Here is a 20,307-nt window from a genome sequence, read left to right as displayed (position 1 = left end):
AACAGCCGATCTGCCTTGAGAGCAAATCGGCTGTTAATGATGAATCGGGAGGCATGCTCCAAAAATGTTAGGCCCAGTTTTGGCGAATAAAGCCAGCTCGACCGGAGCCTTCGCTATAAGCATTGTAATGGGCTGCATTTTTCTTGTAAAAATCTTGATGGTAGTCTTCTGCAGGATAAAAAGGTTCTGCTGGTTCGATCTTCGTTACGATCGGACGGTCAAAGCGGCCGCTAGCTTGCAACTGCGCCTTTGATTTTTCCGCAATCGCTTTTTGTTCTTCACTATTGTAAAAAATCACTGGACGATAGGAATCACCACGGTCAGCAAACTGACCAAACGCATCCGTGGGGTCTGTCTGCTGCCAATAGATGGCAACCAATTCTTCATAAGAGATGACCTCAGGATCAAAGGTGATCTCAACTGCTTCGGTGTGACCGGTGGTTCCTGTCGTTACTTGTTGGTAGGTTGGGTTAGGCACATGGCCGCCAGTAAAGCCAGAAACCACTTTGAGGATGCCTGGCTGCGAGTCAAAAGGTTTCACCATGCACCAAAAACAACCGCCAGCAAAAATTGCCGTATCTTTCATAGGTATTCCTCCTTTGCTTCTATGGTATGCTTCTAGTAGAGAAAAACAAGAGATATGCTTAGAAAACAGGGCAATGAAGAAAGGAAGTTTGCATGGAAAGTATTTTGATTTTACTTCGAGGTAATTCTGGCAGCGGCAAAACCACTATTGCCAGAGCTGTTCAACATATTTTCGGTGAGAAAGCAGTGTTGATTTCACAAGATGTTTTTCGCAGAGAAATTTTTTGTGTCAAAGATAGCCCCAATAATTTAGCAATCGGTTTGATGAAAGAAGCCGTCTTGTATGCGAAGGGGAAAGTGCCATTGGTACTTGTTGAAGGAATTTATTCTCGTGAAAAATACCAAGACTTTCTCGACTTTCTGATTCAACTCTTTCCCGAAAGTAATCTCGTTTATTATTTTGATCTTTCTTTTGAGGAAACGGTCAAAGGCATCAGACCCGAATGCAGCGAGACCATTTTTCCGAGGAGAACATGCGCGAATGGTGGCTTGCGCGTGATTTGCTTTTCCCGCAGGAGTCCTTAAAGGAAAGGCTGATTAAAGAAGGGCAAACGATAGCAGAAACGGTTAATCAGATCATGGCTGACTATGAAGAAATAAGAAGGCGGGATTGACTGTGGCGCTAGTCATTGAACAAGGAAACGAGCAAGAATTGGCTGCTTTAGAATCAGCGTTAACAGCGTATACAAAGCACCAAAAACCATTTACGCAAACAGAAACCTATCAGAGCTTCAGTTGTGTAATCAAAAAAGAGGGGATGGTGATTGCTGGTGGCATTGCCTATGCCTCGATGTATCACATCGGTTATCTTGACACTCTGTGGGTCAAAGCATCCGAGCGGGGGAAAGGGTATGGTAAGCAGATTCTTACTGCTCTTGAACAGCAGTTGAAAGCATTAGCTGTGAAAATTGTCAGACGGCAACCTTTGATTTTCAAGCGCCAGATTTTTATCAGCGAATGGGCTATGATGAAATTGGGAGAATCGCCCATACGCAAAATCAGCTAACAGAAATTTTTCTAGTAAAGAAATTACATGATTGATTCCAAATTGATTCTCAAATAAACCTTTGAACAAGGAAAAAACCAATGAAAGAGAGGCACAACCAATGTTAGATAAATCAATTCCATATGCAGAAATCTGGATGAAACGAGCGCACAAAAGCACACCGATCCAGCCCATTCAATCCGATAACTATTCGCTACGCAGCTACCAAATAGGAGACGAAAGGCACTGGGCACGGATTGAAACATCCGTCGGAGAGTTTGACAATGAGGCCGAGGCATTGGCGTATTTTGAAAAGGAATTTATGCCCGAGCAAGCACAGCTAGGACAGCGAATGTTTTTTGCCCTTGATCAATCAGGTACACCGGTCGGTACGGCTACCGCTTGGAAAAAAGCCAAGCAAGACGGCACACCGGTTCCACTAGTCCATTGGGTAGCAGTAATGCCGCAAGCTCAACGTCAAGGAATCGCTCGCGGCTTGGTCACGCAAGTCGTTTCTGTGTTGGAGGCAGCCAACGAGCCGATGTATCTTCATACGCAAACCTGGAGCCATGCAGCAATCACGCTGTATCAGCAGCTCGGATTTGTGATCATTGCAACGGATATCAATGGGAATGAAAATCCAGAATATCCGCTGGCTTGTCAAGTATTGGCAGAAGTTGCTCAAAAAGCCAGAAACGAGTAAGAGATGGCGGCGGCAAAAATCCGTTAATTTTTCGTAAAACTCTTGCGTAAAAGGCGGCAGGTGTCGAATTTAAGTCTGTAAAAATTCTCCTTTTTCAAGTATAATACCAAAGGAGTATGAGGAAGGATGGGCGAGATGGCACAGCTTTTTTTTAAATATGGCGCAATGAATAGTGGGAAAACGATCGAGATACTGAAAGTTGCTCACAACTATGAAGAACAAGACAAACCAGTCGTGATCATGACAAGTGGATTGGACACGAGAAGCGGTGTGGGAAATGTTTCGAGCCGCATCGGCTTAGAACGAGACGCGATCCCGATTTTTGATGAAACGGATCTGTTCCATTTGATCAAAGACCTCGGTTACAAACCTTATTGTATTTTGATCGACGAAGCACAGTTCCTAAAGAAGCATCACGTGTTGGCTTTCACCAAAATCGTGGACGAGCTAGGTATCCCTGTGATGGCCTTTGGTTTGAAAAATGATTTCCGCAATGAATTATTTGAAGGCTCAAAATACTTGCTGCTTTACGCAGATAAAATCGAAGAGATGAAAACCATCTGCTGGTTCTGTCATAAAAAAGCAACCATGAACTTGCACTATATCGACGGAAAACCCGTTTACGAGGGCGACCAAGTACAAATCGGCGGTAACGAAGCGTATTATCCTGTTTGCCGCAAACATTACTTTCACCCGGGAATGAAAAAAGAAGGAGAATAATCAATGTACGATCAGTTACAAGCAATCGAAGACCGTTACGAAGAATTAGGCGAATTACTTAGTGATCCAGCCGTGATCTCTGACACCAAACGCTTCATGCAGCTTTCAAAAGAAGAAGCCAATACACGGGAAACGGTGGAAGTCTACCGTCGTTACAAAGAAGTCGTTGAGGGAATCAAGGATACCGAAGAAATGCTTGGGGAAAACCTTGATGCGGAAATGGCAGAGATGGCCAAAGAAGAACTCTCTGACTTGAAAAAAGAAAAAGATGTTTTAGAAGAACGCATCAAAATCTTGTTATTGCCAAAAGATCCGAATGATGACAAAAACATCATCATGGAGATCCGTGGTGCAGCAGGCGGCGATGAAGCAGCCTTATTTGCTGGCGATCTTTTCAATATGTATCAAAAATATGCGGAAAACCAAGGCTGGAAAGTCGAAGTCATGGATGCCAACGTCACTGGGATCGGTGGGTACAAAGAAGTCATCATGATGATCACTGGCGACAACGTCTTTTCAAAATTGAAATATGAGAGCGGCGCCCACCGAGTGCAGCGGGTACCGTCTACCGAATCACAAGGCCGAATCCATACGTCTACGGCAACGGTCGTGGTTATGCCCGAAGCTGAAGAAGTCGAAATCGATATCGCAGACAAAGATATTCGGACCGATATTTACCATGCCTCTGGTGCTGGTGGTCAGCACGTCAACAAAACAGCTTCTGCTGTTCGTCTGACGCACTTGCCAACAGGGATCGCTGTTGCGATGCAAGATGAGCGTTCACAGCTGAAAAACCGTGAGAAAGCGATGAAAGTCTTGCGGGCGCGGGTCTATGACCAAATGCAGCAAGAAGCACAAAGTGAATACGATGCAAACCGTAAATCAGCAGTGGGTACCGGCGATCGTTCTGAACGGATTCGCACCTATAACTTCCCGCAAAACCGCGTAACAGATCACCGTATCGGGTTGACTATTCAAAAATTGGATCAAATTTTAGCTGGAAAACTCGATGAAATTGTTGATGCACTGATCGTTTACGATCAAACATCAAAATTAGATGAGATGCAAAATGGCTAAAACCTATCGAGAAGTCCTTTCACGGGCTTCTTCTTTTTTAGAAACGAAAGGGCTGGACGGGTATGCGATCCAATACCTGTTTTTACAGCGAAAAAACTGGCAGCAACTCGATTGGCTGCTGCAGATGGACCAACCCATCTTAAGGGAAGATGAGGCACAGATCGCAGCAGATCTTGAACAGCTGTTGCAGCATGAACCACCGCAATATTTATTAGGATATGAAGAATTTTATGGGCATCGCTTAAAAGTAACTCCTGCAACCTTGATCCCGCGTCCAGAAACCGAAGAGCTGGTGGAAAACTGTCTGACAAAATTACCAGCAGATCAGCCGCTGCAAGTCGTAGACATCGGCACAGGTACTGGAGCGATCGCCATTGCCTTGAAATTAGCACGTCCCCAGTGGGCCGTGAGTGCCGTAGATCTTTCAGCAGAGGCATTAGCCGTTGCTAAAGAAAATGCGGCAGCCTTAGGCGCGAAGATTCGCTTTTTCCAAGGAGATACCTTAGAGCCCGTGGCAGATCAGCAATGGGATCTGATCGTTTCCAACCCACCGTATATCAGCGCTGAAGAGTGGCCGCTGATGGATATCAGCGTAAGAGAAAAAGAGCCTAAAATGGCGCTTTTTGCACAAGAACAAGGATTGGCGATCTATAAGCAATTGGCACAGCAAGCACCGAATTGTTTGACGCCTAACGGGCAAATGGCGCTAGAAATCGGCTTTCAGCAAGGATTAGCTGTTCAACAGCTTTTTGCAGCCGCTTTTCCCAACAAAGAAGTCACTGTAGTAAAAGATCTTGCGGGTCAAGACCGGATGGTGTTCGTCAGTCATCCACAAGATGTGGATAAATAAATTTTTTTTGCTACAGAAAAATTGCAAAAACCTTATGAAATGAACGACTTCTAAATAAACCGAGTTATAAACAGGGTTATCCACACTTGACAAACGACTTATCCACAAAATGTGGAAAAGAAACGAGAAAATGTTGATAAGTGTGGAAACTTCTCAAAAAAGGATGTGGATAAATTGTGGAAACAAAAATTTTTGATCAAACACAGTTGAACGAAGCAGCAGCTATTTTAGCTGAGGGGGGATTGGTGGCGTTCCCGACGGAAACCGTCTATGGACTAGGGGCTAGCGCGCTTTTGCCCACGGCTGTTGCGCAAGTATATCAAGTCAAAGGGCGACCTAGTGACAACCCTTTGATCGTTCATATTGCCGAGCCAGAGCAGTTGGAACCGTTTGTGGATAACAAGCATCCTTTTGCTGATAAATTGATGGAAACTTTCTGGCCTGGGCCTTTAACCTTGATCTTTTCGATCAAAAAAGACAGTTTACCTAGCATTGTTACTGGCGGCTTATCCACAGCGGCTTTTCGGATGCCAAACAACACCAAGACGTTAGCGTTGATCAAACAAGCCCAACAGCCATTGGTTGGCCCTAGCGCGAATACTTCTGGTAAACCAAGCCCAACATCAGCTGCGCATGTTCAGCATGATCTGGCAGGCAAAATCGCTGGCATCTTGGATGATGGGGTGACGCAGATCGGTGTCGAATCAACGGTCTTAGATTTGAGTGACCCAACGGCGCCGCCGATCATCTTACGTCCTGGTGCGATCTCTAAAGAACAGCTTGAAGCAGTTTTACAAACAAAAGTCCTCGTCGATCAGCACTTAGTAACAGAAAGTGAAGCACCCAAAGCGCCGGGCATGAAATACAAGCACTATGCACCGAATACCAATGTCCTGATGGTCAATGACCAAGATTGGCCGGCAGCCATGGCTTGGGCAAAAGAACAGCAGTTTAAGGTAGGGGTTTTAGCTGGACCAACGATCGCCGAGCAAGTCCGCTTTGAAGCTGCAGCCATCTATTTATTTTTTGATGACAGTGTGGAAGCCGCGACAAAAGGGCTGTTTGCTGGTTTACGGGCGTTAGATGAATCGATTGCTGAGTTAGATGTCTTATTTGCACCCACGTTTCCAGAAAGCGGCTTAGGGGTTGCTTATATGAATCGGTTGAAAAAAGCTGCAAATCAAAGTTTCTTTCAAGAAAATTAGCAAAAAACCAGAATTCATTATAGGTAGCTTATGAAGAAATGTGATACAATGCTACCATTAAGGTAAAGGGGTGTTGTAAGCATGGATTATCAAACGTTTGATCCCGAATTGTGGCAAGCGATCGAAAAAGAAACGAATCGTCAACAAAACAATTTGGAATTGATTGCGTCTGAAAATATCGTTTCAGAAGGTGTAATGGCTGCGCAAGGTAGTATTTTGACAAATAAATACGCTGAGGGTTATCCAGGTCGTCGTTACTATGGCGGTTGTGAATTTGTTGATGTGGTAGAAAACTTAGCAATTGAACGGGCGAAAAGTATTTTCGGTGCGGCATATGCCAATGTTCAACCGCATTCTGGTTCTCAAGCCAACACAGCAGCTTATTTAGCGTTGATCGAAACAGGCGATACAGTATTAGGGATGGATCTTTCCGCAGGCGGTCATTTGACTCATGGCTCACCAGTGAATTTCAGCGGCAAGACCTATAATTTTGTTAGTTATGGTGTTGATCCTGCAACAGAAGTCATCGACTACAATGTCGTTCGTATTTTGGCGCGTAAGCATCAACCGAAACTGATCGTTGCTGGTGCCAGTGCTTACTCACGTACGATCGATTTTGCGAAGTTCCGTGAAATCGCTGATGAAGTCGGCGCAAAATTGATGGTGGATATGGCGCATATCGCTGGTTTAGTAGCGGCTGGTCTTCATCCAAACCCAGTTCCTTATGCGGACATCACGACTTCTACGACCCATAAAACATTACGCGGCCCTCGAGGCGGCTTGATTTTAACAAATGATGAAGACTTAGCGAAAAAAATCAATAGTGCCGTTTTCCCTGGTATCCAAGGCGGCCCATTAGAGCACGTGATCGCAGCGAAAGCTGTTGCTTTTAAAGAAGCACAAGATGAGTCGTTCAAAGAGTACTCTGAGCAAGTCATCCGCAATGCACAAGCAATGGCGAAAGTCTTCAACCAAGCACCACAAGCCCGCTTGGTCTCTGGTGCAACAGACAATCACCTATTATTGATCGATGTGCGCGGCTTTGATTTGAACGGCAAAGAAGCAGAAGCTTTGCTGGATCAAGTCAATATCACCGTCAATAAAAACTCGATTCCTTTCGAATCATTAAGTCCTTTCAAAACGAGTGGAATTCGCGTGGGGACACCAGCGATCACTAGTCGCGGCTTTAAAGAAGAAGATTGTGTCGAAGTGGCGAAATTGATCGTCAAAGTTTTAGAAAAACCAAATGATGAAGCCGTTTTGGCAGAAGTCACGGCGCAAGTCAAAGAATTGACGGACAACTATCCACTTTATAAAAATAAATAAAAGGGGACTGTGACAGAAGTTAAGGTCAGACAAGACGTCTCACGCGTTTTTCCTGCGCTACAGCTCTTTGATCACCGAAAGTGAAAAAGGGGCTACAATGAACGCAGAGGCGCTTTTCATGCCGTCTTGTCTCCTTCCTTCTAACACAATCCTTTTTTTGAGGAAAAGCAGTATTGCCTGTGGCAGATGGTTGTAACAAGAGCCGATTTGCTTTAAAATAAGAGAAAAACCAAAGGAGATTTTTTTAAATGGGTAAATTTCAAGTAATCGATCACCCGCTGATCCAACACAAATTAACAATGATCCGCGACAAGAACTGTGGAACAAAGGTTTTCCGTGAAGTTGTTAATGAAATCGCAATGTTGATGGCGTATGAAGTGTCTCGCGACATGCCGCTTGAAGATCTAGTGATTGAAACACCAATTGAAGAATCAACACAAAAAACACTATCTGGTAAAAAGGTAGCGATCATTCCGATCCTGCGCGCAGGTCTAGGCATGGTTGATGGTATCCTTGAATTGATCCCAGCCGCAAAAGTTGGTCATATCGGGATGTACCGTGATGAAGAAACGCTAGAACCACACGAATACTTCGTAAAATTACCTGAAGACATCGATGAACGTCAATTATTTATCGTTGACCCAATGTTAGCTACGGGCGGTTCAGCGATCATGGCGATCGACGCACTGAAAAAACGCGGCGCTTCAAACATGAAATTCGTCTGCTTAGTTGCTGCACCAGAAGGCGTGAAAGCATTGCAAGATGCCCATCCAGATGTTGACATCTATACTGCAAATCTTGATGAACGCCTAAATGAACACGGCTATATCGTTCCTGGTTTGGGCGATGCCGGTGACCGTCTATTCGGTACAAAATAAATCAATACAAATAAGACAAAGGCAACTGAAGTTTTGCCTCGTCAATGATGCCATGGAAGAAGATCGACAGCCAAAACGGTTCGATCGGTTATCCATGGCTTTTTTTAGCTTTTCATAAAATCAGACAATGAAAAAAGGAGAAAATCAACTGATTTTCTCCTTGCATTAAACGGGTTATAGTTTGGTTAATTGTTTGTAATTGATGATCAATACACCATTACTTTGCGAAACTAATTTCTGGTTTTCTGGGGTTTCGTTCAGCTCGACCACCGCAGAGTTTTTCAACTGCTTTGTGATGGTACCAGTTTGTTTCTTCCCATGGAACGTGAACATGACAGGAGTAGCGACCTCAAACGTTGAACCTTCTTGTGACGGGACAATTGTTGTTTCGAATTTACCAAATGTTGCCATGTAAAAACCTCCTTGATACTTCTATTATATCACAATTTTCGGAAAATTTCAGTAAGTAGATTTTTTTCAGCAGACCTCTTTACAAAACAACCGTTTTTGCATATAATTTTCTTTGTGCCATACAACGCCAGCTTAGCTCAGTTGGTAGAGCAACGCACTCGTAACGCGTAGGTCACAGGTTCGAATCCTGCAGCTGGCATTTAAACTAAGAGACAAACCTTTATATATTAAGGTTTGTCTCTCTTTTTGTGCCAATCGTGTGCCAAATCGTATTTAACTTTTGTAAATGTCATCGAAGATTGACTTAATCCGGTCATCTTCTCGTTCTTCTAGTTCTTTTACTGCATGGCTATATACTTCCATCGTAACAGCCAAATTCTTGTGTCCTAGATGCTTTGAGACTGCCATAATGTTAACACCCTTGAAAATCAAAACAGAGGCGTGAGTGTGCCTTAAACCGTGCATAGTGAGAGGTGTGTCAATGTTTAATTGTCTTAGTAGTTCTCTTAATTTTTTATTTGCTGCACTATTTGAAATCAATCCTTCTTTCACATTGTAGAAAACAAAATCATGTTTAGGTTTGATTTTCATTTTTTTAAATAGTTCTCTTTGATTCTTTTTGAAAGTCTTCATGATTTCATTTGTTTCTGTATCTAACGGTACTTTTCGAATAGACTGCTCATTCTTTGGTGGCACGAAGGTATGAGTCTCTGTGTAATCCCACGCACGATCCACGAATATTTTTCCGCATTTTAAATCCACACGATCCCAAGTCAATCCAAGTAATTCACCGAATCTTAATCCTGTTGCTGCTGCGACAACTATCATAAAACGAGATGCAAAGTGAGGATCTAATCGTTTTTTCGCCAAGTTAACTAATCTTTCAAACTCAGAATAATCCAAGAACTTGTCTTGTTCGCTTATACTAGGTGCTTCTCCTTTGATTACAGCGCCTTTAGTGAAATCGTATGGGATAACACCCTCGTCGATAGTATTGCGCAGACTAGCCTTTATTTGAGTATGGAAACGTTCGACTGTTGCATCAGCATGTTCTTTTGAAAATTCATTTATTTTTTTTTGGTAGTGTGTTCTGGATATTTTTTTAATTGTGTCATCTGAAAAATATTTCTTGATATTCATTAGTGTATTATTATATTTTCTAAAAGTAACATCAGAAACTTTTCCTTTTTTATAGACATTCATCCATTGTTCGAAATGGTCTGAAAGTAAAATATCTTTAGAAGTTACTCTTAGCCCTTTGGCAAGTTTTGATTCAATATCTGCAGCTGCTGCAATAGCATCTGACTTTTTGGGGAAGCCGCTTTTTCTAAGTTTCTTGTATTTTCCATCTTCATCTTTGTAAGAAATCTCATATTGCCATGAGTTACCTCTCTTTATATATCTAGCCATGATTGAACCAACTCGCTTTCTTTGATACAATAGGCATAGCAAATAAACCCATTGTTTATTTCATTACACGCTCTCGCTTTGGTCGGTGGGGCGTGTTTTTTTGTTTAGAATGGTAAATCTTCATCTGAAATATCGATGTTAGGTATATTATCAAATGGGTCTATATTTAGGTCAACATTGATAGTGTTCTCTTTTTTTGGCGCACTCCAATCTTCTAACAAATGATGAAAGTAAAATGTTGACTCAGCTCCACATTTTGGACAGTATCTATCAGCCCCATTTAATATTTCGGAACAGGGTTGATCTTCTTCGTAACCACCATTCCAATTATCATCCGTTTTTCTCATTCCTGAACATTTATTTATTATAGGTATTCCACAGACCGAGCAAAAATTATCTCTTACATTATCATTTCCACATATTGGACAATCTTCTGCGAGCCGACCCTCGGCATCTGTTTTTAGTTTACTGTAGGCCATAACTTTTTTCCTTTCTAAATAAAAGTGTGGGTAAGTGTCAACTTGAGCTTTGATAAATAGATTATTTCCACAAATTGTACAAAACGTATGATTACTTACATGCAAGGAAGAACAGTTCTTGCAAATTTGTGACCTAGTATCGATGTTAATAAAATCAATAAATTTATCAACTATGGGATGACCATCTCTTAAAATGTTAGTGTTTCGATGTCTTCTGTTTAAATCATTTAAAACATAATTGGCTACCGTATAAGAGGTATTAAATGCAAATTCTATACAAGTAGCAGTAATTTTTTTCCAGTTTGCTACATAAAGATCTACTAAAGGGATTGGTGCTAGCAATCTCTTAGCAAAGTAATTAGCTTCTTTTTCAAACAGATCATACTCTTCACTACTTAGGGAGTATCTCGATAAAATGGTTTTTCCAGTCTTCTCATTGTGTTTAAGTATGTAGTGTCCTAATTCATGAGCTAATGTAAATCTTATTCTTCCAGGATTATCCAAAGTATCATTGTAAAGAATAAGGTAGGTGCCGTCATTTCGCATCCATAAACAACCTTCTTCTGAGTTTGTAACTTCAAATACTTCGTCAAAGTTGATATGTCTTTTCTTAGCAAAAACCGTATATTTTTGTAAATGGAGGTTTGGATAACTCTTAATAATTTTTTTTATCGATAAAGGTAATTTAGTTTGATTACTATCTTGAATAACTTCGTAAGCTTTAGATTGTGCAAATGCATAATCCGGTTTCAAATCTATAGCGAAGTCATCATAAATCATCGTCTTCATCTTCTTCAAAATCCCCGTTATCCAAATCGTCAAAAGTAGCTTCCATGATTTTTAATAATCGTTGTTGTTCTTTTTGACTTAATTTTTTAGATTTTCGTTGAATAGCAAAATATTCGGGAGTAGGATTCTTTTCTGTCTCTCCATCAAGAAACAACGTATCATCCCAGTCAAGCTCAACTCCAGAACTTTTTGGATTAGGATCATCTGTTCTTCCCAATAAATAATCAGTTGAAACTTTAAAATAATCAGCAACTTTAGCAAGATTGTCAGCTTTAGGGGTATTAGTTTTCCACTTGTAAAGATATTGTTCGCTAAACCCTAACTTGACTGACAATTGTGGAATGGAAATTTTTTGTTTTTTTGCAAGTATAGAAAGTCTTTCGTATAGTGTCATAGGAAGCTCCTTTTTACACTGCTTTCAGTTATTAAATGTAAAAATTTACATTTAATTATTTACAAACATAAAGTTTTACATTATACTGAGCGTGTAAGTTAATTGGATAGAAAAAAAGCAAACTAAAAACGAACCTGTATAGCACAACTTTTGCGAGCGAATGCAATTTTCAGGTGTTTTGTGGGCTTATTTAACTATGTGTTAATAATATAAAACTTTACATCTTGTGTCAACCGAAATGTAAAGTTCTATCCAATTTCCTTTTTATCCGGTTAAAAAAAGGAGGGAATTAAATGAGCAATATTGAAAATGGTCGAGAAGCTGTCAAATCATTTATGAAAGAGAATGACATTTCTGAGCGTGATTTGGCAACTGCATATGGTCGTTCACGTACATGGGTACAACGAGTTTTATCTGGAAAAGATAAAGGTCCTGCTGTGAATGCTTTCATTTTAGAAATCATCAGAGATCACAAAATCAGATAGGAGGTATAAAAATGAATGAGCTAATCAAAGTTACAACAAACGAAAGCAATGAGCAGTTAGTAAGTGGTAGAGAATTACATGAATTTTTGGAGATTGATACTCAGTATACTAAATGGTTTGACCGAATGAAGGGATACGGATTTACTGAAAATGTTGATTTTACCGTGTTAGTCAAAAATGTCTATGACGATACAGCTTTTGGAGGAGCAAGGAAAATTACTGATCATGCGATGAAATTAGACATGGCGAAAGAAGTTTCAATGATTCAGCGAACAGAGAAAGGGAAGCAGGCTAGACAGTATTTTATTCAAGTCGAAAAAGAGTACCAACAACAGCTACTTGATACTTCGAAACTTAGTCCAGAATTGCAAATGTTCAACGGTCTGTTTCAAGCTATGGCTAAACAGGAGCTAAAGACTAAACGTCTTGAAACGAAAGTAGACAATATCTCCGAAATCGTCGCTCTCGGTTCAACAGACTGGCGAAAAGATGCTAGATCCTTGATTAATCAAATGGCAAAAACACAAGGTGGATACGGTGCGTATCAGGAAATTCAATCTGAAATTTATCGAGAGCTCGATCGTCGTGCTGGCTCATCTCTCAAGATTCGCTTAACCAACTTGCAAAATCGTATGGCTGGAGAAGGAGTTTCCAAATCCAAGATTAAGAAGAAAAACAAATTAGATGTTATTGGGAGTGACAAGCGATTATTAGAAATTTATCTCGCTATCGTCAAAGAATTCTCGATTAAGTATGGGGTTTGGGATAACTGAACTGATAGGAGGGAGTCACAATGCAACAATTAGAAGCAGAATTGTCAATAAAAATTCCTATACCGGAAGAAATGATACTCATAAACAAGATACGTTTAAAAGAATTAGAAGAGAATGAGTTCTCTGGAAAAATCTTTACTATGAAGGATTTTGCTGAACGAAGTAATCGATCAAGTAAATGGTTAAAGGATAACATCTTGAACAATCCTCAATTAGTAAAGAAATTGAATATAGAAAACGGCGGTTTCGTTTACTATCCAAATTCTCAGAGTGATCGTTGGTTGTTTAATGCTAAAGGACTTATCAAATTTATTGATGAGGAACTAGGTAAGTACTTGGGAGGTTCCAGATGAGATACACCTTACAACAAGAGCTATTAATTAGTAATCTTTCCAAAGAAAAGATTCGTGATTTACAGCAGACTATCCATACCCAGAAAAGTATGTTGAGCGATCAACAGAAAGAAAATACTTGTAGGGAACTTAAGCAGTAAGAACTACTTTATCAAAATAGATTGAATAGGCAAATAGAAGTGAGGTGATCAAGTGAAGGGATTACGTAGATCAGCATTTATCATCACAGTATTTTTTCTGGGAGTATGGTTTAGTAGTCGACAATTGCCAGATTGGGCACTCATTGCATTACCTGTATCAATCATGTGGTGGCTAATAAAGTACGACGAGATAGCTTATAGGAGACGATTGAGGAGGTGATAACAATGAAGTATTGGATTACTAAAGAAGTTTCTTATTTTCAAAAAAACGCTCTGTTAGCTGAAACAAATGAGGTCATTAATATCGAGGATATGGCAAAAAAATTAGGAAGATCAGTTGCTGCAGTTTCAAAAAAGATATATGAGTTGCGTCGTGATGGTGCGTTACCTAAGACCAAACGAGAACTTGCTTTTGATAGTAAAGGCAGACCTTGGACGGTAGGGGAAGAGAAACGGTTGATTGCTATGTATAAGCAAGTCTGTTCTTATGCTGATATTGCAGAGGCATTAGGAAGATCTGAGTCATCTTGTTCAACGAAAGCTTCTAAGCTGCAATCAATAGGGAAAATTAAAAGTAAACGTTTAGCACACTGGACTGACCAAGAAGTTGCATTGATTATAGATAAAGTTGAATTTGACGCTAATGGTTATGTGTCAAATTATTCAGAGCTTGCAAGAGTGACCGGAAAGCAATATTCCCAAGTGCTTCAAAAGGTAAATAGGTTGAGAAAAGAAGGCAAAATCACTACTAATGTAAAACCCGGAACAACAAGCGTTAAATCAAAACAACAAATGCAGAAATTCAATGATGCACGATTTGCCCAATATGCGAAGAAGGAGGAAGTCTCCATGCAAACAGAACAACCAATGCAATCAAGAAGTGTGACTGCTGGATCGCTTAGTATTGAATCTAAAGAAGAACGTGTGATTCATACAATTGTAATCTTTGCAGGTTTAGAGACACATACGTACTTTTCAGCAGACGAAATCAAAATTGGAGAGATACAAAAAGAGGCTACCTCGTCCGCCAACGAAGTAAGCCAAAAGTAAAATCTATTCTAAGGAGAGTGTAGCATGTCTGGTCCTGAAAAGAAAGTTGAGAACCAAGTGAAAAAATATTTGGATTCGATCGGAGCGTATTATCTGAAAGTTCATGGATCCATGTATCAGCCTTCTGGAACACCTGACATTCTAGCATGTGTTAACGGATGTTTCATTGGTATAGAAGTCAAGAGACCTAACGGGGGCGTAGTAAGCGAATTGCAAAAGAGTAAGTTAAGAAAAATTAGTGCAGCTGGAGGTGTAGCGATTGTTGCAAGAAGTGTGGAAGATGTATCCACAATGCTCAAACAAAGAAATGTTATATGACTTTCAAAAAGAAGTGATTGATTCAATTGATCCAAATTATTTACTAGCGATGGACACTGGAACTGGTAAAACAATTACAGCCATTCATCAATACCTAAAATATAGCAAAGGAGAACCTATTTTAATTGTTGCGCCACCTCAAAAACTAAAAGAAGGTGGATGGCGTCGCGATATTCAAGCAGTCTGTGACTTTTATAAAATTGAGATCCAGTTTTCAGAAATGAGTTACGGAAAATTAGCAGAGATGTACAAGCTGTACAAAGGTTGGTTTGTCATTTTTGATGAAGCACACTATGTCAAAAACCCTACCAGTCAGCGTGGTAAAGCTGCTGCTAAATTGGCTAAGCAATCAAGTCACTTTGTACTTTTGACAGCAACACCTGCAAGTAATGGATGGGAAGATACTTACAATTACTTCATCATGTTTGGTTACTTCAAATCGAAAAAAGAAATGAATGATCGATATGCAAAATGGGGAACCATGTTCCTGGGCAATCGTAGGATCCCAAAAATCGAAGGCTGGGTAAATGAAGATCAGCTTCACGATAAATACAATAGCTTCACAATTTCTATTTCTAAAGATGAGGCGTTGGATCTACCACCATTAATTTTTGAAGATGTGAATTTTATCCGTAGTCAAGATTATCAAAAGGTTTCTAAAGAGCGTGTGCTGGATGGAGAAGACTTTGATACACCATCGAAGTTGGCCCATGGTCTTCGATACCATGCTAATAAGAAAGACAAGCTTGAATATGCCCAAATGATTTGTGAGGGGACGGAAAGCAACATTATTATTTTTTACTACTACCAAAAAGAAGTTGATGCGCTGAAAGAAAAAATCAAAAACAAACATTTTTTCGAAGTTAGCGGAAAGGCGTCTCATTTACCCTCTAAAGAGACTTGGAAAGAATTGAAGAATAGTGTGACGTTTGTTCAATACATGGCAGGAAGCGCTGGAATTGAGCTGCAGTATGCAAATACAGTCATTTTCTATACGCCGACCTATTCCTATCAAGATTATTCTCAAGCCTTAGGGCGTGCCTATCGTAATGGTCAAGAAAAGAAAGTAACTGTTTATCGTTTCATCACACAGCAAACGATTGAACAAGCCGTTTATCAGGCTTTGGAAAATAAACAAGATTTTTCAGAAGAGTTGTATATGAATACGAGAATGGGGGAAGAATATGTTCGGTTTACAAAAAAGTGATCCTAACGTAACTGAAAAAAGAACTCAGTACGTTGGTGGATCAGATGTTCCGGCAATACTGGGATTATCCAAATACAAAACTCAATATGAGTTGGCACGAGAAAAAGCAGGCATTGTTCAGCCTGAATTCATTTCAAATCCATACATTCAATTCGGGAATAAGATGGAGCCACAAATTAGAGAATATATCAACACTGTGAACAGCTTGAACTTTATTACTGAAACATTTATTGACAAGGAAAATATGATCCGGTCAAATGTCGATGGTATTGATCTTGAAAATAAAATTTTATTGGAAATCAAAACCCATGGAGCGAATCCAACAGAAAAGGTGTATGAAGCTCAAATGCAGCTTTATTTTCATCAAACTGGTTGTTCATATGGATGGTTGGCCATGTATCATCGCCCTTCTGATTTTGATCTTGAATTTGATAGAGAAAGATTAGTAATCAAAGAAATTGAACGCGATACTGGCTATATTGAAAAAATACTTGATGCCATCGAAACTTTTTGGATCCGCGTTGAATATCTAAAAGAAAAACCAGATATGACTGAATCTGAATATTACTCAATTGGAAATGATGTCGATAAACTGGTTGCTCGTGTCGAACGCTTTGAACTTGAGCTGCTCGTGTTTGAAAAGAAAACGAAAGTTCTGAAAGAGCAACAAAAAAATATCGTGAGTTGTTGTATCAGAAGATGGAAGAAAATGACATTAAGAAAATTGATACTGATGATTTAGTTATCACAAGAGTTCTTCCTACTACTCGATTATCTGTTGATAGCACCAGATTGAAAAAAGAAAAACCAGATATTTATGAGCAATACTTGAAAGAATCGACTATAAAAGGTTCTATCAGAATTAAAGAAAAGGGCGTGGAAAAATGATTCGACAATTACAAAAAACAACAAAATTTTATGCAACTACTAGAGATGAAGCTGAAGCAGAAATCGCTAAGATGCTTGAGAAATCAAAAGGTTCCGTTATTAAGCAGAATATTGTTTCCAAAAATCATAAAGATTTTGGGGATTATTATGAAGCTCAAGTTACAGAAGAGTTTGCTCGAAGTAAAGAGATAGTTGAAGGAGGATTTCTAGCATGAGTATTTTACCGCCAAACAAACCACAAGTACCTAAAGATACACCGCGCAACTATTTTATCTGGGGACCGACCATGGGCGGTAAATCGTTTCTGGCGTCACAATTTCCAAATCCAGTAATCTTTAACACAGATGGGAATGCCGAAGCAAATACTGTTCCTTCAGTTCAATTGAGAAACATCAAAGATACTAACGGTAAGATTAAACGGTCAGTAATCGATCAATTAGACAAGCTGATCACTGCTTTGCAAACAGAAAAACACACCTACGAAACGGTTGTTCTAGACGTTATCGATGACATTGTGGTCATGATTGAACAATACATTTGTGATCGGGAAGACGTTGAAACGCTCGGAGACATTCCTTATGGAAAAGGGTATGCAGCTTTTACCAATATTTTTCAATCGTTGGTCATTGAATTAAAGTCACTTCCTATGAATGTGATTTATATCTCACGAAATGCGACTAAAATGGAAGGTCAAACGGAAATTGATATTCCATCTTTGAAGGAAAAACATCAGAACATTGTGAATGGTAATTGCGACCTTTCAATCCAATGTAAGAAAGTTGGAAAAAATTATATTCGAGTAGCAAAAGCTAGACGGAAAGACTATATGCGTGAACAAGTGGATGACAAAAGCATCTTATCGATATTAGACACTATCACTGGTGTATTTGGTCGATCACCAAAGACTTCAAAGAAAGTCCAGGATGAAATTGTTAAAAAAATTGAAGAACAAGAAGATGTTTTGAAAGTTCAAGATGATACGCCCAGTGATGAAACAACTGAAAAAACTGCAGAACCAAAAAAAGTTGAGCGAAAACCAAAAGCATCAGCTCAGGTTAATAAAGCGACATCTGCAGTTAAACCAGCAACTGAAGCAATAACACAACGAAGAATTAAACCACAAATCTAAAACAAAAACGAAAAGAGGAAATTAACATGGGATTAAAAGATTTAGCAAATGAAATTTTAGCAGGATTCGATCCAAAAACAGACGATCCAAACGCAGGCGGCAACCAAGGTCTTGCTGATGGTGAATATGATGTAACATTGGCCAATGTCGAACACAAAGTTTTTCAAAGCGGTTGGGAAGCATTATCTTTTGAAAATGAAGTAACTGTGGGAGAAGCAGCTGGGCAAAAAGAATTTATCAACTTAGGATTTGACACGGCCAAAGTTCCAGAATTCGTTCTTCAAAAAAATATCAAGATCGTGGCCAAATTGGCTTCTGTAATTGGACTACAACTGACCGATGACGACTGGGAAGATGAAACAACTATGGCGGCTGCATTTAAAGACGGCATTGGTAGTCAATTTATTTTAGAAGTGAAGTCTACACAAAATAAAAAGGACCCATCCCGACCATATAAAAATTATGATTTTATTGCGTATGATGATCCAGCTGATCAGCCAATCGATCGTTCAGAATCGATTGACATTTCAGATGAAGACCTTCCATTCTAAATTTTAAGGAGCTATGCCAATGTTTACCTTTTACTGGCTGTATAGGAATAAGAATAGCGATAATTGGCTAGCAGTGTTTAAAACGGATAAAAAAATTGAATCAGCAAACAATCGAGAGAGCCTTAAAAAAGCTCTCTCAGCTGTTCATTATCTGGTGGGCTATGGCAATTATCAAGAGAGCGATAAATTTTTAGCTAAGGTACTGACAGACGGAAAAAGCACGTACCTTCAAGAGTATCTTTCAATTGATCTAATGCAGGAAGCCAGAAATTGTACGATTGAAGAAATTGCTTTTAATTTGAACATGGATATATATGCTAAGAATAAGGATGAATTTTGCCAAAAGCGAATTGCAGTTTTAGAACGAGTTTTTGATTTTAGAGAAGAATATCTAGAAACCAAGTTTGAGATTGTCAAAGAATTTAATTTGCCAGCTCGTTCTGTGATGAAAACGAGAGCCAATCTTGCTGCTGAAATATTAAAGGCGAAAAAGACGCCCAAGCGACCGAATGTGCTGATGTATAGCTATGATCGCTATGTACCAAAGTTTGAACTTCCTGAACGATTACTTTCTTTTTATGACAAAATCCGCACCACATATCAAAACACAATGGAAGAAAAGCTAAAAAAAGAAAAGTTCAAGATGACGTTGGCCAACTTGACCCATGTCTATGGATTCGGTGGACTTCATGCGGCAAAAGAGAAATACAGAGGGGAAGGAACCTTTTTACTGATTGATGTAAAGCAATTCTTTCCGTCTATTATAAGGAACAATAATTTTTTGAGTGTGGCCATCAAAAATCCAAAAGCTTTTGATTATTTGTATCAAAAGAAAGTTGAAACGGAAAATCTGACCTATAAAACACTGATCAATGCCGTTAACGGCTCAATGAACAATCCGTTTTCAGCCATGTTTGATCCTCAAAGATATTTTTCAGTAACAATTAGCGGTCAATTGATCATTACCCATTTAATACTTGTACTTGAAAATTTTTATGAGGAACTCATACAAACCAACACTGATGGTATTCTGATCAAAATTAATCCAATCATGGAACCGATCATCCGGGAATTACTTGATCTGTGGTGCCAGCAATTGCATTTAACTGTTTCAGTCCATTCCTATCATAAAGTTTTTCAAAAAGATGTGAACAATTATGTCTTTATAAAAAAAGATGGATCGATGGTAAAACGAGGCATTTTTTCTGAACCGACGTATGAATCCTCACAAATACCAGTGATCACTCGCGGCATCTTTGAATCAGTGGTGAATGGAGTAAAACCACAAGAATTTGTCGTGCATTCTTTTAAAAATCTTGATATTTCAGGATTCTATTTCATTGGGAAATTACAAAAAGAATTTCAAAGAATTGAACAACAGGTTTCCGGAAAGTATGTGTCAATGAATCAAACCATTTGCGGTATTGCCACAACAAACGAGAAATATGGCGGCGTATTTCAAGTGAAGGGTGATCTTCATTCTAAGCTGCCAGGATCACCGCCAAAATTTCTAAGTTATGAAAAAGCGACAAAAAAAGACTTGGATGCAGCATGGTACATTGAACAAATTGAAAAAAGCTCATTTTAGAAAGTAGAAAAGG

Annotated in this window: 25 protein-coding genes, 1 tRNA gene and 1 pseudogene; 22 read left to right on the top strand and 5 right to left on the bottom strand. The window is 39.5% G+C overall.

Features of this window, described 5'->3' with window-relative positions; translation table 11 throughout:
- Nucleotides 1-67: 67 nt before the first annotated feature.
- Nucleotides 68-586 (bottom strand): peptide-methionine (S)-S-oxide reductase MsrA, encoded by a 519-nt coding sequence (msrA, locus tag IGI96_RS05430; protein ID WP_016609916.1) that lies wholly within the window; start codon nt 584-586, stop codon nt 68-70.
- 92 nt (nt 587-678) lie between these two features.
- Here msrA and IGI96_RS05425 point away from each other — a divergent pair, with 92 nt between their 5' ends.
- The 9 genes from IGI96_RS05425 (at nt 679) to upp (ending at nt 8,329) form a co-directional block, all read left to right on the top strand.
- Nucleotides 679-1,110 carry an AAA family ATPase gene (locus tag IGI96_RS05425; protein ID WP_254907806.1) on the top strand — a complete coding sequence of 144 codons (432 nt, stop codon included), beginning with the start codon at nt 679-681 and terminating at the stop codon, nt 1,108-1,110.
- 91 nt (nt 1,111-1,201) lie between these two features.
- Entirely contained in the window at nt 1,202-1,591 is a 390-nt protein-coding gene (locus tag IGI96_RS05420) for a GNAT family N-acetyltransferase (RefSeq protein WP_254907807.1), read from the top strand.
- A 100-nt stretch (nt 1,592-1,691) separates the two neighbouring features.
- Complete coding sequence (locus tag IGI96_RS05415; protein ID WP_074934063.1) at nt 1,692-2,273, top strand: GNAT family N-acetyltransferase; 582 nt, start codon at nt 1,692-1,694, stop codon at nt 2,271-2,273.
- A 135-nt stretch (nt 2,274-2,408) separates the two neighbouring features.
- Nucleotides 2,409-2,993 (top strand): thymidine kinase, encoded by a 585-nt coding sequence (locus IGI96_RS05410; protein WP_005227882.1) that lies wholly within the window; start codon nt 2,409-2,411, stop codon nt 2,991-2,993.
- Nucleotides 2,994-2,996: 3 nt separating this feature from the next.
- Nucleotides 2,997-4,070 carry a peptide chain release factor 1 gene (gene prfA, locus IGI96_RS05405; protein WP_005227884.1) on the top strand — a complete coding sequence of 358 codons (1,074 nt, stop codon included), beginning with the start codon at nt 2,997-2,999 and terminating at the stop codon, nt 4,068-4,070.
- The gene (gene prmC / locus IGI96_RS05400; RefSeq protein ID WP_086337789.1) at nt 4,063-4,920 is read left to right on the top strand and encodes a peptide chain release factor N(5)-glutamine methyltransferase; all 858 of its coding nucleotides are present in this window, start codon (nt 4,063-4,065) and stop codon (nt 4,918-4,920) included. The genes prfA and prmC overlap by 8 nt, the downstream gene beginning before the upstream one ends.
- Nucleotides 4,921-5,096: 176 nt before the next feature.
- The gene (locus IGI96_RS05395; RefSeq protein ID WP_086337790.1) at nt 5,097-6,125 is read left to right on the top strand and encodes an L-threonylcarbamoyladenylate synthase; all 1,029 of its coding nucleotides are present in this window, start codon (nt 5,097-5,099) and stop codon (nt 6,123-6,125) included.
- A gap of 81 nt (nt 6,126-6,206) precedes the next feature.
- Entirely contained in the window at nt 6,207-7,451 is a 1,245-nt protein-coding gene (gene glyA, locus IGI96_RS05390; protein ID WP_005227890.1) for a serine hydroxymethyltransferase, read from the top strand.
- Between the two features lie 248 nt (nt 7,452-7,699).
- Nucleotides 7,700-8,329, top strand: a complete 630-nt coding sequence (upp, locus tag IGI96_RS05385; RefSeq protein ID WP_005227894.1) for a uracil phosphoribosyltransferase — start codon at nt 7,700-7,702, stop codon at nt 8,327-8,329.
- 174 nt (nt 8,330-8,503) lie between these two features.
- Here upp and IGI96_RS05380 read toward each other — a convergent pair whose 3' ends face one another.
- The gene (locus IGI96_RS05380) at nt 8,504-8,740 is read right to left on the bottom strand and encodes a hypothetical protein (protein WP_005227896.1); all 237 of its coding nucleotides are present in this window, start codon (nt 8,738-8,740) and stop codon (nt 8,504-8,506) included.
- Between the two features lie 126 nt (nt 8,741-8,866).
- On the opposite strand from IGI96_RS05380, the gene IGI96_RS05375 reads away from it, so the two are divergent.
- Nucleotides 8,867-8,939: transfer RNA gene (locus IGI96_RS05375), tRNA-Thr, on the top strand.
- 74 nt (nt 8,940-9,013) lie between these two features.
- Here IGI96_RS05375 and IGI96_RS05370 read toward each other — a convergent pair.
- The 3 genes from IGI96_RS05370 to IGI96_RS05360 form a co-directional block, all read right to left on the bottom strand.
- Complete coding sequence (locus IGI96_RS05370) at nt 9,014-10,150, bottom strand: tyrosine-type recombinase/integrase (protein ID WP_438784949.1); 1,137 nt, start codon at nt 10,148-10,150, stop codon at nt 9,014-9,016.
- 104 nt (nt 10,151-10,254) lie between these two features.
- Entirely contained in the window at nt 10,255-11,418 is a 1,164-nt protein-coding gene (locus IGI96_RS05365) for an ImmA/IrrE family metallo-endopeptidase (RefSeq protein WP_438784948.1), read from the bottom strand.
- Nucleotides 11,399-11,812 carry a helix-turn-helix domain-containing protein gene (locus tag IGI96_RS05360; RefSeq protein WP_438784946.1) on the bottom strand — a complete coding sequence of 138 codons (414 nt, stop codon included), beginning with the start codon at nt 11,810-11,812 and terminating at the stop codon, nt 11,399-11,401. Before IGI96_RS05360 ends, IGI96_RS05365 begins: the two co-directional genes overlap by 20 nt.
- A 293-nt stretch (nt 11,813-12,105) precedes the next feature.
- On the opposite strand from IGI96_RS05360, the gene IGI96_RS05355 reads away from it, so the two are divergent.
- From IGI96_RS05355 to IGI96_RS05300, 12 genes and pseudogenes are all read left to right on the top strand, one after another.
- Nucleotides 12,106-12,297: a hypothetical protein gene (locus IGI96_RS05355; protein WP_438784945.1), complete on the top strand. Its 192-nt coding sequence runs from the start codon at nt 12,106-12,108 to the stop codon at nt 12,295-12,297.
- An 11-nt stretch (nt 12,298-12,308) separates the two neighbouring features.
- The gene (locus IGI96_RS05350; RefSeq protein ID WP_438784944.1) at nt 12,309-13,070 is read left to right on the top strand and encodes an antA/AntB antirepressor family protein; all 762 of its coding nucleotides are present in this window, start codon (nt 12,309-12,311) and stop codon (nt 13,068-13,070) included.
- Between the two features lie 20 nt (nt 13,071-13,090).
- Nucleotides 13,091-13,423: a DUF771 domain-containing protein gene (locus IGI96_RS05345; protein ID WP_438784943.1), complete on the top strand. Its 333-nt coding sequence runs from the start codon at nt 13,091-13,093 to the stop codon at nt 13,421-13,423.
- Nucleotides 13,420-13,563 (top strand): hypothetical protein, encoded by a 144-nt coding sequence (locus tag IGI96_RS05340; protein ID WP_438784942.1) that lies wholly within the window; start codon nt 13,420-13,422, stop codon nt 13,561-13,563. The genes IGI96_RS05345 and IGI96_RS05340 overlap by 4 nt, the downstream gene beginning before the upstream one ends.
- A 225-nt stretch (nt 13,564-13,788) precedes the next feature.
- A complete protein-coding gene (locus IGI96_RS05335) occupies nt 13,789-14,613 on the top strand; it encodes a helix-turn-helix domain containing protein (protein ID WP_438784941.1) in 825 nt (274 codons plus the stop codon).
- A gap of 24 nt (nt 14,614-14,637) precedes the next feature.
- The gene (locus IGI96_RS05330) at nt 14,638-14,931 is read left to right on the top strand and encodes a VRR-NUC domain-containing protein (RefSeq protein WP_144771875.1); all 294 of its coding nucleotides are present in this window, start codon (nt 14,638-14,640) and stop codon (nt 14,929-14,931) included.
- Nucleotides 14,921-16,138, top strand: a complete 1,218-nt coding sequence (locus IGI96_RS05325) for an SNF2-related protein (protein WP_438785129.1) — start codon at nt 14,921-14,923, stop codon at nt 16,136-16,138. Before IGI96_RS05330 ends, IGI96_RS05325 begins: the two co-directional genes overlap by 11 nt.
- Nucleotides 16,116-17,026 (top strand): annotated as a pseudogene (locus tag IGI96_RS05320) (YqaJ viral recombinase family protein). Before IGI96_RS05325 ends, IGI96_RS05320 begins: the two are co-directional and overlap by 23 nt.
- Nucleotides 17,023-17,241, top strand: coding sequence for a hypothetical protein (locus tag IGI96_RS05315; protein WP_438784940.1), 219 nt, complete (start codon nt 17,023-17,025; stop codon nt 17,239-17,241). Before IGI96_RS05320 ends, IGI96_RS05315 begins: the two are co-directional and overlap by 4 nt.
- Complete coding sequence (locus tag IGI96_RS05310) at nt 17,238-18,155, top strand: AAA family ATPase (protein ID WP_438784939.1); 918 nt, start codon at nt 17,238-17,240, stop codon at nt 18,153-18,155. The genes IGI96_RS05315 and IGI96_RS05310 overlap by 4 nt, the downstream gene beginning before the upstream one ends.
- Before the next feature lie 26 nt (nt 18,156-18,181).
- The gene (locus IGI96_RS05305) at nt 18,182-18,706 is read left to right on the top strand and encodes a hypothetical protein (RefSeq protein ID WP_144771868.1); all 525 of its coding nucleotides are present in this window, start codon (nt 18,182-18,184) and stop codon (nt 18,704-18,706) included.
- A 19-nt stretch (nt 18,707-18,725) separates the two neighbouring features.
- Nucleotides 18,726-20,294: a hypothetical protein gene (locus tag IGI96_RS05300; protein WP_438784938.1), complete on the top strand. Its 1,569-nt coding sequence runs from the start codon at nt 18,726-18,728 to the stop codon at nt 20,292-20,294.
- Nucleotides 20,295-20,307 lie beyond the last annotated feature (13 nt).

Origin of the sequence: Enterococcus sp. DIV0421, assembly GCF_051713745.1 — a bacterium.
Taxonomy (GTDB): Bacteria; Bacillota; Bacilli; order Lactobacillales; family Enterococcaceae; genus Enterococcus_D; species Enterococcus_D casseliflavus.
The sequence above is the reverse complement of the archived record's forward strand: the minus strand, read 5'-3'. Positions and strand labels throughout refer to the sequence as shown.

Coding starts and splice junctions, on each gene's coding strand:
- IGI96_RS05350 (WP_438784944.1), top strand. CDS start 12,309: ATGAATGAGCTAATCAAAGTTACAACAAACGAAAGCAATGAGCAGTTA.
- IGI96_RS05360 (WP_438784946.1), bottom strand. CDS start 11,812: ATGACACTATACGAAAGACTTTCTATACTTGCAAAAAAACAAAAAATT.
- IGI96_RS05355 (WP_438784945.1), top strand. CDS start 12,106: ATGAGCAATATTGAAAATGGTCGAGAAGCTGTCAAATCATTTATGAAA.
- IGI96_RS05310 (WP_438784939.1), top strand. CDS start 17,238: ATGAGTATTTTACCGCCAAACAAACCACAAGTACCTAAAGATACACCG.
- IGI96_RS05335 (WP_438784941.1), top strand. CDS start 13,789: ATGAAGTATTGGATTACTAAAGAAGTTTCTTATTTTCAAAAAAACGCT.
- IGI96_RS05425 (WP_254907806.1), top strand. CDS start 679: ATGGAAAGTATTTTGATTTTACTTCGAGGTAATTCTGGCAGCGGCAAA.
- IGI96_RS05325 (WP_438785129.1), top strand. CDS start 14,921: ATGTTATATGACTTTCAAAAAGAAGTGATTGATTCAATTGATCCAAAT.
- IGI96_RS05300 (WP_438784938.1), top strand. CDS start 18,726: ATGTTTACCTTTTACTGGCTGTATAGGAATAAGAATAGCGATAATTGG.
- prmC (WP_086337789.1), top strand. CDS start 4,063: ATGGCTAAAACCTATCGAGAAGTCCTTTCACGGGCTTCTTCTTTTTTA.
- glyA (WP_005227890.1), top strand. CDS start 6,207: ATGGATTATCAAACGTTTGATCCCGAATTGTGGCAAGCGATCGAAAAA.
- msrA (WP_016609916.1), bottom strand. CDS start 586: ATGAAAGATACGGCAATTTTTGCTGGCGGTTGTTTTTGGTGCATGGTG.
- IGI96_RS05370 (WP_438784949.1), bottom strand. CDS start 10,150: ATGGCTAGATATATAAAGAGAGGTAACTCATGGCAATATGAGATTTCT.
- IGI96_RS05380 (WP_005227896.1), bottom strand. CDS start 8,740: ATGGCAACATTTGGTAAATTCGAAACAACAATTGTCCCGTCACAAGAA.
- IGI96_RS05415 (WP_074934063.1), top strand. CDS start 1,692: ATGTTAGATAAATCAATTCCATATGCAGAAATCTGGATGAAACGAGCG.
- IGI96_RS05345 (WP_438784943.1), top strand. CDS start 13,091: ATGCAACAATTAGAAGCAGAATTGTCAATAAAAATTCCTATACCGGAA.
- prfA (WP_005227884.1), top strand. CDS start 2,997: ATGTACGATCAGTTACAAGCAATCGAAGACCGTTACGAAGAATTAGGC.
- upp (WP_005227894.1), top strand. CDS start 7,700: ATGGGTAAATTTCAAGTAATCGATCACCCGCTGATCCAACACAAATTA.
- IGI96_RS05305 (WP_144771868.1), top strand. CDS start 18,182: ATGGGATTAAAAGATTTAGCAAATGAAATTTTAGCAGGATTCGATCCA.
- IGI96_RS05340 (WP_438784942.1), top strand. CDS start 13,420: ATGAGATACACCTTACAACAAGAGCTATTAATTAGTAATCTTTCCAAA.
- IGI96_RS05365 (WP_438784948.1), bottom strand. CDS start 11,418: ATGAAGACGATGATTTATGATGACTTCGCTATAGATTTGAAACCGGAT.
- IGI96_RS05315 (WP_438784940.1), top strand. CDS start 17,023: ATGATTCGACAATTACAAAAAACAACAAAATTTTATGCAACTACTAGA.
- IGI96_RS05330 (WP_144771875.1), top strand. CDS start 14,638: ATGTCTGGTCCTGAAAAGAAAGTTGAGAACCAAGTGAAAAAATATTTG.
- IGI96_RS05410 (WP_005227882.1), top strand. CDS start 2,409: ATGGCACAGCTTTTTTTTAAATATGGCGCAATGAATAGTGGGAAAACG.